Genomic DNA, 13,212 nt, shown 5'->3' with positions numbered 1-13,212 from the left:
ATGCGCTTCGTATCGGCGATCACGGCGGCAGCGGTGGTGCTGGCGGGCATGCCCGCCACGGCACAGGATGCGCCCGCGCCGACGGCGGCGACCGGGCCGCAGGACGAGGACGAACGCGGGCTGTGGATGCAGGTCGAGGATGCCGAGCGCAAGCTCAAGGCGTCCAACTTCGTGATCCGAGATCCCGCGCTCAACGACTATGTCCGGTCGGTCTATTGCAAGGCGGTCGGGCCGAGCGAATGCGCGGGCGTTCGCATCTACATCACGCGCACCCCGTTCTTCAACGCCAGCATGGCGCCCAACGGCATGATGCAGATCTGGTCGGGCCTGTTCCTGCGCGTGCGCGACGAGGCGCAGCTGGCGGCGGTGCTGGCCCACGAACATACACACTACCGCCAGCGCCATTCGCTGCGGCTGTTCCGCAACATCAAGGACAAGACCAACGCGGCGGCGTGGCTGGCGATCGTCCCGTTTGCCGGAATCATCTCATTGGGCATGCTCGGGTCGATCTTCAGCTTCTCGCGCGAGATGGAGCGCGAGGCGGACAGCGGCTCGCTGACCGCACTGTCGGCCAGCGGCTACGATCCCGAGGCGGCGTCGCAGATCTGGGGCCAGATGCTCGCTGAATTCGACGCCACCGCCGCCGAGCGCAAGCGCAAACGGCGCAGCGAAGGCGGGATGTTCGCGACTCACCCGCCGAGCGTCGAGCGGCAGGCCGACCTCAAGAAACAGGCCGCCGCCTTGCCCGCCGGTGGCGAACGGCGGCGCGGCAAGGACAGCTATCGCGCGGCGCTGGCGCCCTATTGGGCCGACCTGATCGACGACCAGATCAAGCTCAACGATTTCGGCGCGACCGACCTGTTGCTCGGTCAGCTGGCGAGCGATGGCTGGACCGCCGAACTGCTGTTCGCGCGCGGCGAGCTGCATCGCGCGCGCGGTGCCGCGGGCGATTTCGACAAGGCGGCAGGCTATTATGCCGATGCGGTGGCCAGGGGCGCACCGGTCGAGGCGCAGCGCGGGCTCGGCATGGCGCTGCTGCGCTCGGGCAAGAGCGCCGAGGGGCAAGCGGCGCTCAAGGAATATCTGCGGCTGCGGCCGGAGGCGAAGGACAAGGCAATGATCGCCATGCTGGCGGGGGAGAGTTCGTGATGCGCAAGTTTCTGATGATCGCGGGCGGTGCCGCGCTGCTCGCCGCCGCGCCGGCGATGGCCGGGTTCAAGCTGATGCCGGCCGGCCAGCCGCAGCTGATCCGCAAGTCGGCGCTGACGGTGACGCCGGGCATCGCCTGGAACCGGCTCGGCGCGCGGCTCGGCCGCAATGCCGAGGCGTGGACGCTCGACGGCAACACGCTCAACGACCTGATCTTCTACACCGCGATCCCCGCCGGGCAGACGCTGTTCCGCGAGGTCGACAAGAAGAACAAGCCGCTGCCCAAGTTCGACGCTAAGATGCTGGCGCCCGATGTCGTGGCGATGTTCGAATCGAGCTATCGCATCGCCAATTCGACCTCGCTCTTCTCGGTCGATTCGGTCGAACCTGCGACCTTCGCGGGCAAGCCGGGCTTTCGCTTCACCTACAGCTTCACGATCCAGAACGAGGAAGTGCGGCGCTCGGGCGAGGCGACCGGGGCGATCGTCAACGGTCAGCTCTACATGATCACCTTCGAAGCACCGAAGATCCATTATTACGACCGCAACATCGCCGACTACCGCGCGGTGGTGGCGAGCGCGAAGGTCGGCTGACCCCTCACGCCACCGGCTGGATCGGCGCGCCCGGCGGGTCGCCCTGCGGCTGCGGCGCGGGAACGTCGATGTCGGGGGCAGGGGGCTCGATCTCCGGCGCGCCGGGCGAGGGCTGGCCTGGCTGCGGGGCAGGGGGCGCCTCGGGCGGCGGGATGCTGGGTTCGGCGGGGCCGGGGATGGGCGGTTCGACGGGCATCGGGAAAACTCCTTCACGCCCTCCAACGCGCCGCTGGGCTGCGGGTTCATCGGCCGTCCGAAAGCGTCCGGCGCGTGATGACGCATCGCCGCTTGCCCCCGGGGTATCGCTTGCTATAGACGCGCCCGACCTGCGGTGTCCCTGGATGCGGGCGTGGCGGAACTGGTAGACGCGCTGGTTTTAGGTACCAGTATCGAAAGATGTGGGGGTTCGAGTCCCTTCGCCCGCACCAGTCCCGCCCGGCGCGAGAGCGGACGCCGCGAAACCGATTCCACTTCCAGAGCAGGAAGCCTGAGCAAAATGCAGACCGTTGAGACGTTGAACGAAGGCCTGAAGCGCGCCTACACCCTGAAGATCACCGCCAAGGACATCGACAGCCGCGTCGATGCCGAGGTCAAGAAGGTCGCGCCGAACATCCGCATGCCCGGCTTTCGCCCCGGCAAGGTGCCGGCGAATCTCGTGCGCAAGATGCACGGCGAGGCGCTGACCCAGGACGCGCTCAATACGACGATTCAGGAAGGCGTGCAGAAGATCATCGCCGACAACAAGCTGCGTCCCGCGATGCAGCCGTCGGTCAGCCTGGAGGGCGAATTCGCCCCCGGCGGCGACGCCGAGGTCAAGGTCGAGCTGGAAGTCCTGCCGGACGTGCCGGCGCCCTCGATCGAGGGGCTGAAGCTCGAGCGGCTGGTGATCCCGACCGACGAGAGCGCGATCGACGCGCAGCTCGCGCAGATCGCGGGCCAGCAAAAGGCGTGGGAAGACGCTGCCGACAAGTACAAAGCGAAGCAGGGCGACCAGGTGACGATGGACTTCGTCGGCAAGGTCGACGGCGTCGCGTTCGAGGGCGGCACCGGCGAGGCCATGGCGATCGAGATCGGCTCGGGCCGCCTGATCCCCGGCTTCGAGGACCAGATCGTCGGCGTGAAGGCCGGCGACGAGAAGCAGATCAGCGTGACCTTCCCCGAGGATTACGGCGCCGACAATCTCGCCGGCAAGCCCGCGACCTTCGACCTCAAGATCACCAAGGTGCAGACCGCGGGCGAAACCAAGATCGATGAGGATTTCGCGAAGAATCTCGGCCTCGAGAGCCTCGAGCAGCTGCGCGGCATCCTCAAGGGCCAGCTCGAGAACGAGACCGGTGGCCTCACCCGCACGCACATGAAGCGCAAGCTGCTCGACCAGCTCGCCGCGGGCCACGACTTCCCCGTCCCGCCGTCGATGGTCGAGGCCGAGTTCCAGCAGATCTGGGCGCAGCTCGAGCATGAGGCCGGCCACGAGGAAGACGTCGAGGCGGCCAAGGCTGAGCTGGAGAAGGATCGCGACGACTACCGCGCGATCGCCGAGCGCCGCGTGCGCCTCGGTCTGCTGCTCTCGGAAATCGGCCAGGCGAACGGCGTCGAGGTGACTCAGGCGGAGATGAACCGCCTGATCGCGCAGGCCGCGCAGCAGTACCGCCCGGAGGACCAGCAGCGCTTCTTCCAGTATATCCAGCAGGAGCCGATGGCGGCAGCCCAGCTGCGCGCGCCGCTCTATGAGGACAAGGTCGTCGACTTCCTGTTCGGCAAGGCCGAGATCAGCGAGCGCGAAGTGACTCGCGAGGAGCTGGAAGCCGCGATCGAGAGCGAGGAGGGCGCCGTTCCTCACGTCCATGGTCCGGGCTGCGGCCACGACCATGATCACGACGCCAAGCCGGCCAAGAAGGCCAAGGCGAAGAAGGACGAGGCTCCAGCCGAAGCCGCCGCCGAGGACGTGAAGCCGGCGAAGAAGGCCGCGCCGAAGAAGGAAGCCAAGGCCGAGGAAGCCGCTCCCGAAGCGCCCGCCAAGAAGGCTCCGGCCAAGAAGGCTGCGAAGACCGAGGAAGCGCCCGCCGAGGCGGCGCCGAAGAAGAAGGCACCTGCCAAGAAGAAGGCGGACTAAGTCAAACTGACTTGAGCAAATCAAAACCCCGTCGGTCCCGTGACCGGCGGGGTTTTCGCTTCAGGCGAATATATCTGCAAACTGCATTACGTGCGGTCGCCCCTGCGCTGCGGTGATCCCACGCACCAGCATGATTGCGGCAGCCGACAGTGCGGCGACGACGACAGCGTCGATCCACCACAGCAGCTCGCTGCCGCCGTCTTCCACGCCCTCGAACACGCCCGCCATCAACCCGGACAAGGTCGACCCCAGCCACAAGGCCCACCAGATCGTCACCGTGGACGCATTCTTGCTGTATTGAACTTCGCCGTGGCTCGCATTCCACAACTCGCGCATGGCCTCGAACGGCTTGAAAAGACAAAGGACTGGGACGGCAAACCACCAGATGCGGGACGCTGGACTGAATTCGAGGTCGTCATGGCCAAGTTCGATCGCATTGGTTCCCGCGACATAGATCCAGCGGCCGAATATGATCGCCGTCGCGAACAGGAACGCAACGGCGCCGATATCGATCGCATCAGAATGCGGTGACGCATATTTGACGAAGCTGGGAGCGTGCAGGGCTTCCCAGCTCAAGACAACGAGCGAGCTCAAGCCGCTGATCGCAACCATCGCCATCACGATGAAGCTCAGGATTTCCAGCTGGTGAACGCGCACGATGCTTCCCCCTATGTCGGAGGATGAAGTCGTCCACGCCTCGGATCAAAGGAAAATGATCGAATCGTTACCATTTCGGTCCTATGGGAGCGCCATGGCTCCGAAAATCGCAGTGATCCTGCCCTGCTATAACGAAGAGGCCGCGATCGGGCAGACCGTCGCGGCCTTTCGCGCGTCGCTCCCCGGCGCTGCGATCTACGTCTATGACAATAACAGCCGCGACCGCACGATCGAGGTTGCGCGCGAGGCCGGTGCGATCGTCCGCAGCGAGCGGATGCAGGGCAAGGGCAATGTCGTCCGCCGCATGTTCGCCGATGTCGACGCCGACATCTATGTCATGGCCGATGGCGACGCGACCTATGACGCCACTGCCGCGCCCGCGATGATCGACAAGGTGCTGAGCGAGGGCCTCGACATGGTCGTCGGCACCCGCGTGCACGAGGCGCAGGACGCCTATCGCCGCGGTCATGTGCTCGGCAACCGCGCGATGACCGGGCTGCTCGCGCGGCTGTTCGGGCGCAGCTTCACCGACATCTTTTCGGGCTACCGCGTGTTTTCGCGCCGCTTCGTGAAGAGTTTCCCGGTGCTCTCGGCCGGGTTCGAGATCGAGACCGAGATCAGCGTCCACGCGCTCGAACTGAAGATGCCGGTGGGCGAGGTCGAAACGCGCTATCTCGCGCGGCCCGAAGGATCGGCGTCGAAGCTGTCGACCTACAGCGACGGCCTGCGCATCGGCCGCACGATCCTGACGCTCTACCGCATCGAGAAGCCAATCCTGTTCTTCGGCATCGTCGCGGCGCTACTCGCGGCGGTGGCGGTAGTGCTGTCCGTGCCGCTGGCGATCACCTATGCCGATACCGGCCTCGTGCCGCGGTTCCCGACCGCGATTCTCGCCACCGGCCTTGTTATTCTCTCCGCGCTCAGCCTGTTTGCGGGCCTGATCCTCGATACCGTGGTGCGCGGCCGGCGCGAGATGCGGCGGCTCGCCTATCTCGCCCAGCCCGGACCGCTGCGATGATATCGCTCCGCTAACCCAAACCGTTCACCGCCTTCCCCCCTTGCGCCTTGGGGATCGAGCGCCGATGTAGGCGACGGGCAAAAACAGACATACGAGATTCCCCACCTATGCATCCCCTTTCCGGTCAGATGACCCCCGGCGGCTTCACGCGCGATCCCGTCACCGGCGGCCTCGTTCCCATCGTCATCGAACAGTCGAGCCGCGGCGAGCGCAGCTTCGACATCTATTCGCGCCTGCTGCGCGAGCGGATCATCTTCGTGACCGGCGGGGTCGAGGATCACATGGCCTCGGTCATCACCGCCCAGCTGCTCTTCCTCGAGTCCGAGAACCCGAAGAAGGATATCTGGATGTACATCAACTCGCCGGGTGGCGTGGTGACCGCCGGCATGGCGATCCACGACACGATGCAATACATCCGCCCGCGCGTCGGCACGGTGTGTATCGGTCAGGCCGCGTCGATGGGCAGCTTCCTGCTCGCCGCCGGTGAGCCGGGGCTGCGCGTGGCGCTGACCAACTCGCGCATCATGATCCACCAGCCCTCTGGCGGGGCGCAGGGCATGGCGTCGGACATCCAGATCCAGGCCAAGGAAATCCAGCGCATCAAGGACCGGATGAACGCGCTGTACGTCAAATATACCGGTCAGCCGCTTGAGCGGATCGAGGCGGCGATGGACCGCGATACCTTCCTCGAGGCGGACGAAGCCAAGGCGTTCGGTCTTGTCGACGAAGTGTATGACAAGCGCCCGCAGCCGACCGACGGCGAGAGCGGCGCGGCTTAATCGCCTGCTCACCTTGACGCGTTAGAAGGCGTTTTTGATTGCCGGGGATGATCCCGGGTGTAGGATGCCGGGCTGCGTAACCGCCTTGGCACGCAAAGGATGACTGAATGACGAAGCTGAGTGGCGGCGATTCGAAGAGCACGCTCTACTGTTCGTTCTGCGGCAAATCGCAGCACGAAGTGCGCAAGCTGATCGCCGGCCCGACCGTGTTCATCTGCGATGAGTGCGTCGAACTGTGCAACGACATCATTCGCGAGGAGACCAAATCGGCGCTCGTCTCGAAGAAGGATGGCGGCGTCCCGACCCCGCAGGAAATCTGCGACGTCCTCGACGATTACGTCATCGGCCAGTTCCGCGCGAAGCGCGTGCTGTCGGTCGCGGTGCACAATCACTACAAGCGGCTGAACCACGGCGCCAAGGGCGCCGATGTCGAGCTGAGCAAGTCGAACATCCTGCTCGTCGGCCCGACCGGCTGCGGCAAGACGCTGCTCGCGCAGACGCTGGCACGCATCCTCGACGTGCCGTTCACGATGGCCGATGCCACGACGCTGACCGAAGCCGGCTATGTCGGCGAGGATGTCGAGAACATCATCCTCAAGCTGCTTCAGGCCTCCGACTACAATGTCGAGCGGGCGCAGCGCGGCATCGTCTATATCGACGAGATCGACAAGATTTCGCGCAAGGCCGAGAATCCCTCGATCACGCGCGACGTGTCGGGCGAGGGCGTGCAGCAGGCGCTGCTCAAGCTGATGGAAGGCACCACCGCCTCCGTCCCGCCGCAGGGCGGCCGCAAGCACCCGCAGCAGGAGTTCCTGCAGGTGGACACGACCAACATCCTGTTCATTTGCGGCGGCGCGTTCAGCGGTCTCGAAAAGATCATCGGCGATCGTCTGCAGGGCAAGTCGATCGGCTTTGGCGCCTATGTCGCCTCGCCCGAGGAGCGCCGCACCGGTGAGACGCTGCGCCAGACCGAGCCGGAAGATCTGCTCAAGTTCGGCCTGATCCCCGAATTCGTCGGCCGCCTGCCGGTGGTCGCGACGCTCGAGGATCTCGACGTCGATGCGCTGATCAAGATCTTGACCGAGCCGAAGAACGCGCTGGTCAAGCAGTATCAGAAGCTGTTCGAGATGGAGAACGTCAAGCTCTCCTTCACCGACGATGCGCTGGTGTCGGTCTCCAAGAAGGCGATCGAGCGCAAGACCGGCGCGCGCGGCCTGCGTTCGATCCTCGAAGGCATCCTGCTCGACACGATGTTCGACCTGCCCAGCATGGACGGGGTGGACGAGGTGATGATCGACAAGGATGTCGTGCTGGGCTCGAAGGAGCCGATCCGCGTCTATGCCGAAAAGAAGAAGACGGGATCGGGCGACGCCGCCTGATCCTTGGGCCTGATCCTCGGGCTTGAACCTTTCGGCCTTTTGAAACATTCGACGGGCGCCGGACCAACCGGCGCCCGTTTCGATTCAGCCGTTCGATTTTCAGGGAATTGATCTCATGCCTTCAGGTCTCGCCGCGCTGCTCGACGATGTCGCCGCGATCACCAAGCTCGCCGCCGCGTCGCTCGACGATGTCGGGGCGGCGGCGGGGAAGGCTGGAACCAAGGCCGCCGGCGTGGTGATCGACGACACCGCGGTCACGCCGCGCTACGTCACCGGCCTGTCGCCGCAGCGCGAGTTGCCGATCATCTGGAAGATCGCGCGCGGCTCATTGTTCAACAAGCTGGTCATCCTGCTCCCCGCCGCGCTGCTGCTCAGCTGGCTCGCGCCCTGGGCGATCACGCCGCTGCTGATGCTCGGCGGCGCCTTCCTGTGTTTCGAGGGCGCTGAGAAAGTGATCGAGGCGTTTGGCGGTCACGACGCCGAACTGCACGAGGCCGAAGCGGTCGGCGACCCGGCGCATCTCGAAGCCGACAAGGTCTCTGGCGCGATCCGTACCGACCTGATCCTGTCGGCCGAAATCATGGCGATCGCGCTGGCCGACGTCAGCGCCAAGCCGGTGTGGGAGCAGGGCGTTGTCCTCGCCATCGTCGGCATTGCGATCACGATCGGCGTCTATGGCGTGGTCGCGCTGATCGTGAAGATGGACGATATCGGGCTGCATTTGGCGGAACGGCGCCTGTCCTTCACGCGCGCGGTCGGGCGCGGACTGGTCAAGGGCATGCCGATCGTGATGAGCGCGCTGTCGACGATCGGCACCGCGGCGATGATCTGGGTCGGCGGCGGAATCCTGGTCCACGGCGCGAACCAGCTCGGCTGGCATGCGCCGGAGGAAGTGATCCATCACTGGGCCGAGGCCGCCGGCGGCGGTCTTTTGGGCTGGGTGGTCACGGCATTGGCGTCGGGCGTGGTCGGGCTGGCGGTCGGTGCGGTGATCGCGGTGGTGATCGGGAAATTCTTCCACAAGAAGCACTAGCCGCAGCCGTTTCGCCTCACCCTTGTTAAATCATATTTATCAGCCATTATACCCCCGGCTTTTGGGGGAGGACGCGGCATGGGGTGGCAGCGGAGCTCTCGGGCGCGAACGACGGGTGGCGTCCGGGCATGCGGCGTGCTGGCGGCCTGCCTCCTGGCCGCGCACGCTCACGCCGGCCAGTCGAATGCGCCCGAGCCGGCGCAGGATCCGTCGATCGTGGTCACTGGCAAGACTCGCGCGGCTGAAAAGGTCATCGAGACCTTCGTCACCCAGGTGATGGATGCGCAGGAGGGCCAATATGCCCGCTTCGTCGATCCCGTCTGCCCCGAGGTGATCGGCCTGTCGCCGCAAGTCGCGCAGGCGATGCAGGCCCGCATCCGTGAGGTCGCCGCAGAGACCGCCGTGCCGCGGCCCAAAAAGGCCAAATGCCAGGCCAATATCCTCGTCATGTTCGTCGCCGATGCGGACACGTTCATGAAATATATGCGCGGCCGTTATCGCATGTTCTTTTCCGATCTTGGCGACGGTGACCGGGCCACCGCCTTTCAGCCCGGGTCGATCCGTGCCTGGCGTCAGCTGGTGCTGCGTGACGATGTCGGCGCAATGGGGCTGGTGAAGAGCGCCAGATCGGCGCCGGAAAATCCACCCGTTTACGAAACGCCGACCCGCACCGTCGCGGTCAACGCGGTCGTGATCATGGACAAACGCTCGGCATCGGGGAAATCGGTGCGCCAGCTTGCCGACTACGCCGCGTTCCGCGCCTTTACCGGCGCTCGCCCACCGGCCAACGGCAAGGTCGCGCTCGATTCGATCCTGTCCCTGTTCGATCCGCAGGTGACGCCGTCGCCTGCCGCGCTGACTGCCAGCGACCGGGGCCTCATCGCCAGCCTTTATACGATGCGCGGGAACATGGCCGAGGGGGATGCCGGGCAGCAGGCCGCGAGCATCGCGCGCCGCATGGCGGCGGCCAAGGCCAGGGCAGAGGCCGAAATCGCCGCCAGACCCTGAGCCGGCGACCTACTGCCCGAAACCCGGCTCGCTCGCCCGCTTCACCGCTTCGCGTGCCGCGGCGAACAGCGCGCCGGCCTTGGCCTCGCACTCGCGTTGCTCATATTCGGGCACGCTGTCGGCGACGATGCCCGCGCCTGCCGACACATGCAGCGTGCCATCCTTGACGATGCCGGTGCGCAGCACGATGCAGCTGTCCATCGAGCCGTCGGGCGAGAAATAGCCGACACCGCCGGCATAGGGGCCACGCTCGTCCTGTTCCAGTTCGGCGATGATCTCGCACGCGCGAACCTTGGGCGCGCCGCTGACCGTGCCCGCCGGGAAACCCGCGAACAGCGCGTCGAGCGCGTCGGCATCGGGCCGCAATTTGCCGACCACATTCGACACGATGTGCATGACATGGCTGTAGAATTCGACCGTGTAGCTGTCGGTCACGCGCACGCTGCCCGCCTCCGCCACGCGCCCGGTATCGTTGCGGCCGAGGTCGAGCAGCATCAGATGCTCGGCGCGTTCCTTGGCGTCCGCAAGCAGGCTCGCCTTGTTCGCCGCGTCCTCCTCCGGCGTCTTGCCGCGCGGGCGCGTGCCGGCGATCGGCCGGATTGTGACTTCGCCGTCGCGCACGCGGACGAGGATTTCCGGGCTCGACCCGGTCAGCGCAAAGCCGGGCAGGTCGAGGAAATAGAGGAAGGGGGAGGGGTTCACCCGCCGCAGCGCGCGATACAGCTCGATCGGCGGCAGCGTGAAGGGCGCGCTGAAGCGCTGTGCGAGGACCACCTGAAAGATGTCGCCCGCCGAGATATAGTCCTTCGCCCGTGCCACCATCGCCGCATAGTCGGCCGGATCGAGCGCAGGCTGCGGCTCGACCGAGAGCGGATCGGCGGTCATGCGCGGTGGCAGCGGGGCGGTCGCGAGTTTCGCCGCGGTCGCATCGATCCGTTCGGCGGCGGCGGCGATCAGCGCGTCGGCATCCTTCGCCGCATCGGGCCACACCGGCGCGACGACGAACAAGCTGTCCGCCAGCCGGTCGAAGATCAGGATCACCGTGGGCCGCACGAAGATCATGTCGGGCAGGCCGAGCACATCGTTGGCGGCCCGCGGCAGCTTCTCGACCAGCCCGATCGTCTCGTAGCCGAAATAGCCGACCAGACAGGCCAACGCGCGCGGCAGCTCGGCCGGCACGTCCATCCGGCAGGCCTGCACCAGCTCGCGCATCGCTTCGAGCGTCGGCTTGTCCGCCGCGCGGAACGCCGCGCGGTCGCTCAGCCAGTCGGCGTTGATTTCCGCCGCTTCGCCCTGCGCACGGAAGACGAGGTCCGGGGCGAGGCCGAGCAGGCTGTGCCGCCCGCGCACCGCGCCGCCCTCGACCGATTCGAGCAGGAAGTCCCCGCGGCCCGGCTCGATCAGCTTGAGCGCGGCGGCGACCGGCGTGTCGGTGTCGGCCAGTTCGCGCCGCCATACCAGCGCCGGACGTCCCGCTGCGAGGGCCGCGCGCGCGGCGTCAACGCCCTCCAGCATGCCTCAGTTGCCGCTCTGGCCGCCGAGCGACGCCTTCAGCCGCGCGATCGCGGCCTCGTCGCGCTTGACGCCGACCGACTTGCGCACGGCGGCGGCGAACTGCTCGACATATTCGGCGCCGAGCATCTGGCCGAGCTGGCCGCGCGTCTGCGCGATCAGCGGCTGGTTGCCGGCGGCGTTGCCCTCCTGAATCTCGTCGAGCCACACCACCCAATAGCCGCCGCCATTGGGCGATTCGGTGAGCTTCGCCTTCTTCGCGGCCATGCTGAACATCAGCCGCACCGGCGCCGGCAACTGCGCACCCATCTGCGCCAGCTGGCCGCGCGACGCGTCGAGCGGCTGGAGCGGCGGCAGGCTGAGCCCGGTCTTCCTGAGCGCATCGGCGATCGGCGTTCCCTTGCCGATATCGGCAAGCACCGCCGCAGCCGCCTTGCGCGCGCCCTGCAGCTGGCGGTCGGCGGTGAAGTCCTTGACCACCGCGTCGCGGATTTCGGCGAACGGGCGCGGTGCGGCGGGGAAGATGCGCTCGGCCTTGATCAGCGCGAAGCTGCCGTCCTGGCCGAGCGGGATCAGCTGCGGTTCCTGATTCTGCTCCATCGCGAAGCCGCCCTGCGCGATCTGCGCCAGCATCGGATCGGGCTGGGCCGTCGCGTCCTGCCCAGAAACCTGCGTCGGACGGCCATCGGCGAATAGTGCCGGCGTCGTCTCGGCCTTGAGTTTGGCGTCGGCGACCGATTCGTCGAACGTCGCATTGTTGGCGAGGCCGTTGTCGATCCGCCCGCGCAGGTCGGCGAGGATCTCGGCCTCCTTGCGCTTGGCGATCTCGGCAGCGAGTTCGCCGCGCACCGCTTCGAGCGGCTTTCCGGCGACCTGTTCGATCTTCTCGACCTTGACGATATGCCAGCCGAGCGGCGACTTGAGCGGCCCGACTACGGTGCCCGGTGCGCCGGCGAAGGCGCCATCGGCGATCGCGGGGCTGCTGGCACGCGCGAACGACGCCTTCTCGGCATTGTCGACCGTCGAGGCCTTGAGCCCGGCGGCGCTCGCCGCGGCGGCGAGTCCGGTGCCGCTCTTGACCTTGGCCGCCAGCGCATTGGCGGCGTTCTGGTCGGCGACGATCACCTGCGAAAGTTGGCGGCGGGTCGAGGCCGCATATTTCGCCGCGTCCTTGCGATAGGCCTCCGCGATCTCCGCGTCGGTCGCCTTGGCCGTCTCGGCGAACTGCTCGGGACGGACCACCGCGTAACGGACGATGCGGCGCTCGGGCAGCGTGTAGCGGCTGCCGTTACGCTTGTAGAAGGCGGTCAGTTCGGCATCGGTCGGCGTGGCGCCGGGTGCAATCGCCGTGATCGGAATGTAACCCACCGAACCCTTGCGGCGCTCCAGCAGCAGTGAGGCATAGGGCGTCGCGAACTGCGTCGGCACCTGCGTCGCGCCGATCGTCGGTCCGACCAGCCACTGCGCCAGCGTCTCGCGCGCGATATCGGCGCGCAGCTGGTCCGCGGTCAGCCCTTCCTGCGCGAGGATCTGGTCGAACTTCGCCTGGCTGAACTTGCCGTCGAGCCCCTGGAACGCCGGGATCGAGGCGATTTCGCCGTCCACCGCCGATTTGGACACCGCCATGCCGTTGCGCCGCGCATATTCCTCGAGCGCGAGGCCATTGACGATCTGTTCGAGCACCTGATCGAACCCGCCGCTGTTCACGAACTGGGTCATGTCGAGCATCGGCTGCTGCTGGCGCACACGGTCGAGCGCGGTCTTGAGCCGCTGGCGCAGCTCGGCCTCGGTCACCTTCTTGTCGCCGACCTGCACCAGCGCGCCGCCCGAAGGCCCCCCGCCGCCGCCAAGGTTGGTGATGTCGCCCAGCGCGAACGCCACCGCGATGACGATCAGCAGCAGCAGCGCGACGATCTTGCCGGCGGTCGAGAACAGGATGCGGCGGAGGAAAGTGAGCATGGAGTCCCGATC

Annotated in this window: 12 protein-coding genes and 1 tRNA gene; 9 read left to right on the top strand and 4 right to left on the bottom strand. The window is 66.6% G+C overall.

Features of this window, described 5'->3' with window-relative positions; translation table 11 throughout:
- Together M9978_RS01860 and M9978_RS01855 are read left to right on the top strand one after the other, a co-directional pair.
- Entirely contained in the window at nucleotides 1-1,149 is a 1,149-nt protein-coding gene (locus tag M9978_RS01860) for a M48 family metallopeptidase (protein ID WP_254291143.1), read from the top strand.
- A complete protein-coding gene (locus tag M9978_RS01855) occupies nucleotides 1,149-1,742 on the top strand; it encodes a hypothetical protein (protein WP_254291142.1) in 594 nt (197 codons plus the stop codon). The genes M9978_RS01860 and M9978_RS01855 overlap by 1 nt, the downstream gene beginning before the upstream one ends.
- 4 nt (nucleotides 1,743-1,746) lie before the next feature.
- Here M9978_RS01855 and M9978_RS23005 read toward each other — a convergent pair whose 3' ends face one another.
- Complete coding sequence (locus M9978_RS23005) at nucleotides 1,747-1,938, bottom strand: hypothetical protein (RefSeq protein ID WP_302053740.1); 192 nt, start codon at nucleotides 1,936-1,938, stop codon at nucleotides 1,747-1,749.
- A 147-nt stretch (nucleotides 1,939-2,085) separates the two neighbouring features.
- On the opposite strand from M9978_RS23005, the gene M9978_RS01845 reads away from it, so the two are divergent.
- Both M9978_RS01845 and tig read left to right on the top strand, forming a co-directional pair.
- A tRNA-Leu gene (locus M9978_RS01845) sits at nucleotides 2,086-2,170 on the top strand.
- A gap of 68 nt (nucleotides 2,171-2,238) precedes the next feature.
- The gene (tig, locus tag M9978_RS01840) at nucleotides 2,239-3,855 is read left to right on the top strand and encodes a trigger factor (RefSeq protein WP_254291141.1); all 1,617 of its coding nucleotides are present in this window, start codon (nucleotides 2,239-2,241) and stop codon (nucleotides 3,853-3,855) included.
- A 60-nt stretch (nucleotides 3,856-3,915) separates the two neighbouring features.
- Here tig and M9978_RS01835 read toward each other — a convergent pair whose 3' ends face one another.
- Nucleotides 3,916-4,512, bottom strand: a complete 597-nt coding sequence (locus M9978_RS01835; RefSeq protein ID WP_254291140.1) for a DUF4328 domain-containing protein — start codon at nucleotides 4,510-4,512, stop codon at nucleotides 3,916-3,918.
- Between the two features lie 94 nt (nucleotides 4,513-4,606).
- On the opposite strand from M9978_RS01835, the gene M9978_RS01830 reads away from it, so the two are divergent.
- The 5 genes from M9978_RS01830 to M9978_RS01810 all read left to right on the top strand — a co-directional run bounded on the left by M9978_RS01830 (nucleotide 4,607) and on the right by M9978_RS01810 (nucleotide 9,729).
- On the top strand, nucleotides 4,607-5,530 hold the full coding sequence (locus M9978_RS01830) for a glycosyltransferase family 2 protein (protein ID WP_254291139.1): 924 nt from the start codon (nucleotides 4,607-4,609) through the stop codon (nucleotides 5,528-5,530).
- 107 nt (nucleotides 5,531-5,637) lie between these two features.
- Nucleotides 5,638-6,309, top strand: coding sequence for an ATP-dependent Clp protease proteolytic subunit (locus M9978_RS01825; RefSeq protein WP_302053739.1), 672 nt, complete (start codon nucleotides 5,638-5,640; stop codon nucleotides 6,307-6,309).
- A gap of 107 nt (nucleotides 6,310-6,416) precedes the next feature.
- The gene (clpX, locus tag M9978_RS01820; RefSeq protein WP_254291138.1) at nucleotides 6,417-7,688 is read left to right on the top strand and encodes an ATP-dependent Clp protease ATP-binding subunit ClpX; all 1,272 of its coding nucleotides are present in this window, start codon (nucleotides 6,417-6,419) and stop codon (nucleotides 7,686-7,688) included.
- A 115-nt stretch (nucleotides 7,689-7,803) separates the two neighbouring features.
- On the top strand, nucleotides 7,804-8,721 hold the full coding sequence (locus tag M9978_RS01815; protein ID WP_254291137.1) for a DUF808 domain-containing protein: 918 nt from the start codon (nucleotides 7,804-7,806) through the stop codon (nucleotides 8,719-8,721).
- Between the two features lie 78 nt (nucleotides 8,722-8,799).
- Complete coding sequence (locus M9978_RS01810) at nucleotides 8,800-9,729, top strand: hypothetical protein (RefSeq protein WP_254291136.1); 930 nt, start codon at nucleotides 8,800-8,802, stop codon at nucleotides 9,727-9,729.
- A 9-nt stretch (nucleotides 9,730-9,738) separates the two neighbouring features.
- Here M9978_RS01810 and trpE read toward each other — a convergent pair whose 3' ends face one another.
- The gene (gene trpE / locus M9978_RS01805; protein ID WP_254291135.1) at nucleotides 9,739-11,244 is read right to left on the bottom strand and encodes an anthranilate synthase component I; all 1,506 of its coding nucleotides are present in this window, start codon (nucleotides 11,242-11,244) and stop codon (nucleotides 9,739-9,741) included.
- A 3-nt stretch (nucleotides 11,245-11,247) separates the two neighbouring features.
- Nucleotides 11,248-13,200, bottom strand: a complete 1,953-nt coding sequence (locus tag M9978_RS01800) for a peptidylprolyl isomerase (protein WP_254291134.1) — start codon at nucleotides 13,198-13,200, stop codon at nucleotides 11,248-11,250.
- Nucleotides 13,201-13,212 lie beyond the last annotated feature (12 nt).

It is taken from the genome of Sphingomonas tagetis, from assembly GCF_024211275.1.
GTDB lineage: Bacteria > Pseudomonadota > Alphaproteobacteria > Sphingomonadales > Sphingomonadaceae > Sphingomonas > Sphingomonas tagetis.
This window is presented reverse-complemented; position numbering and strand designations above follow the sequence as displayed.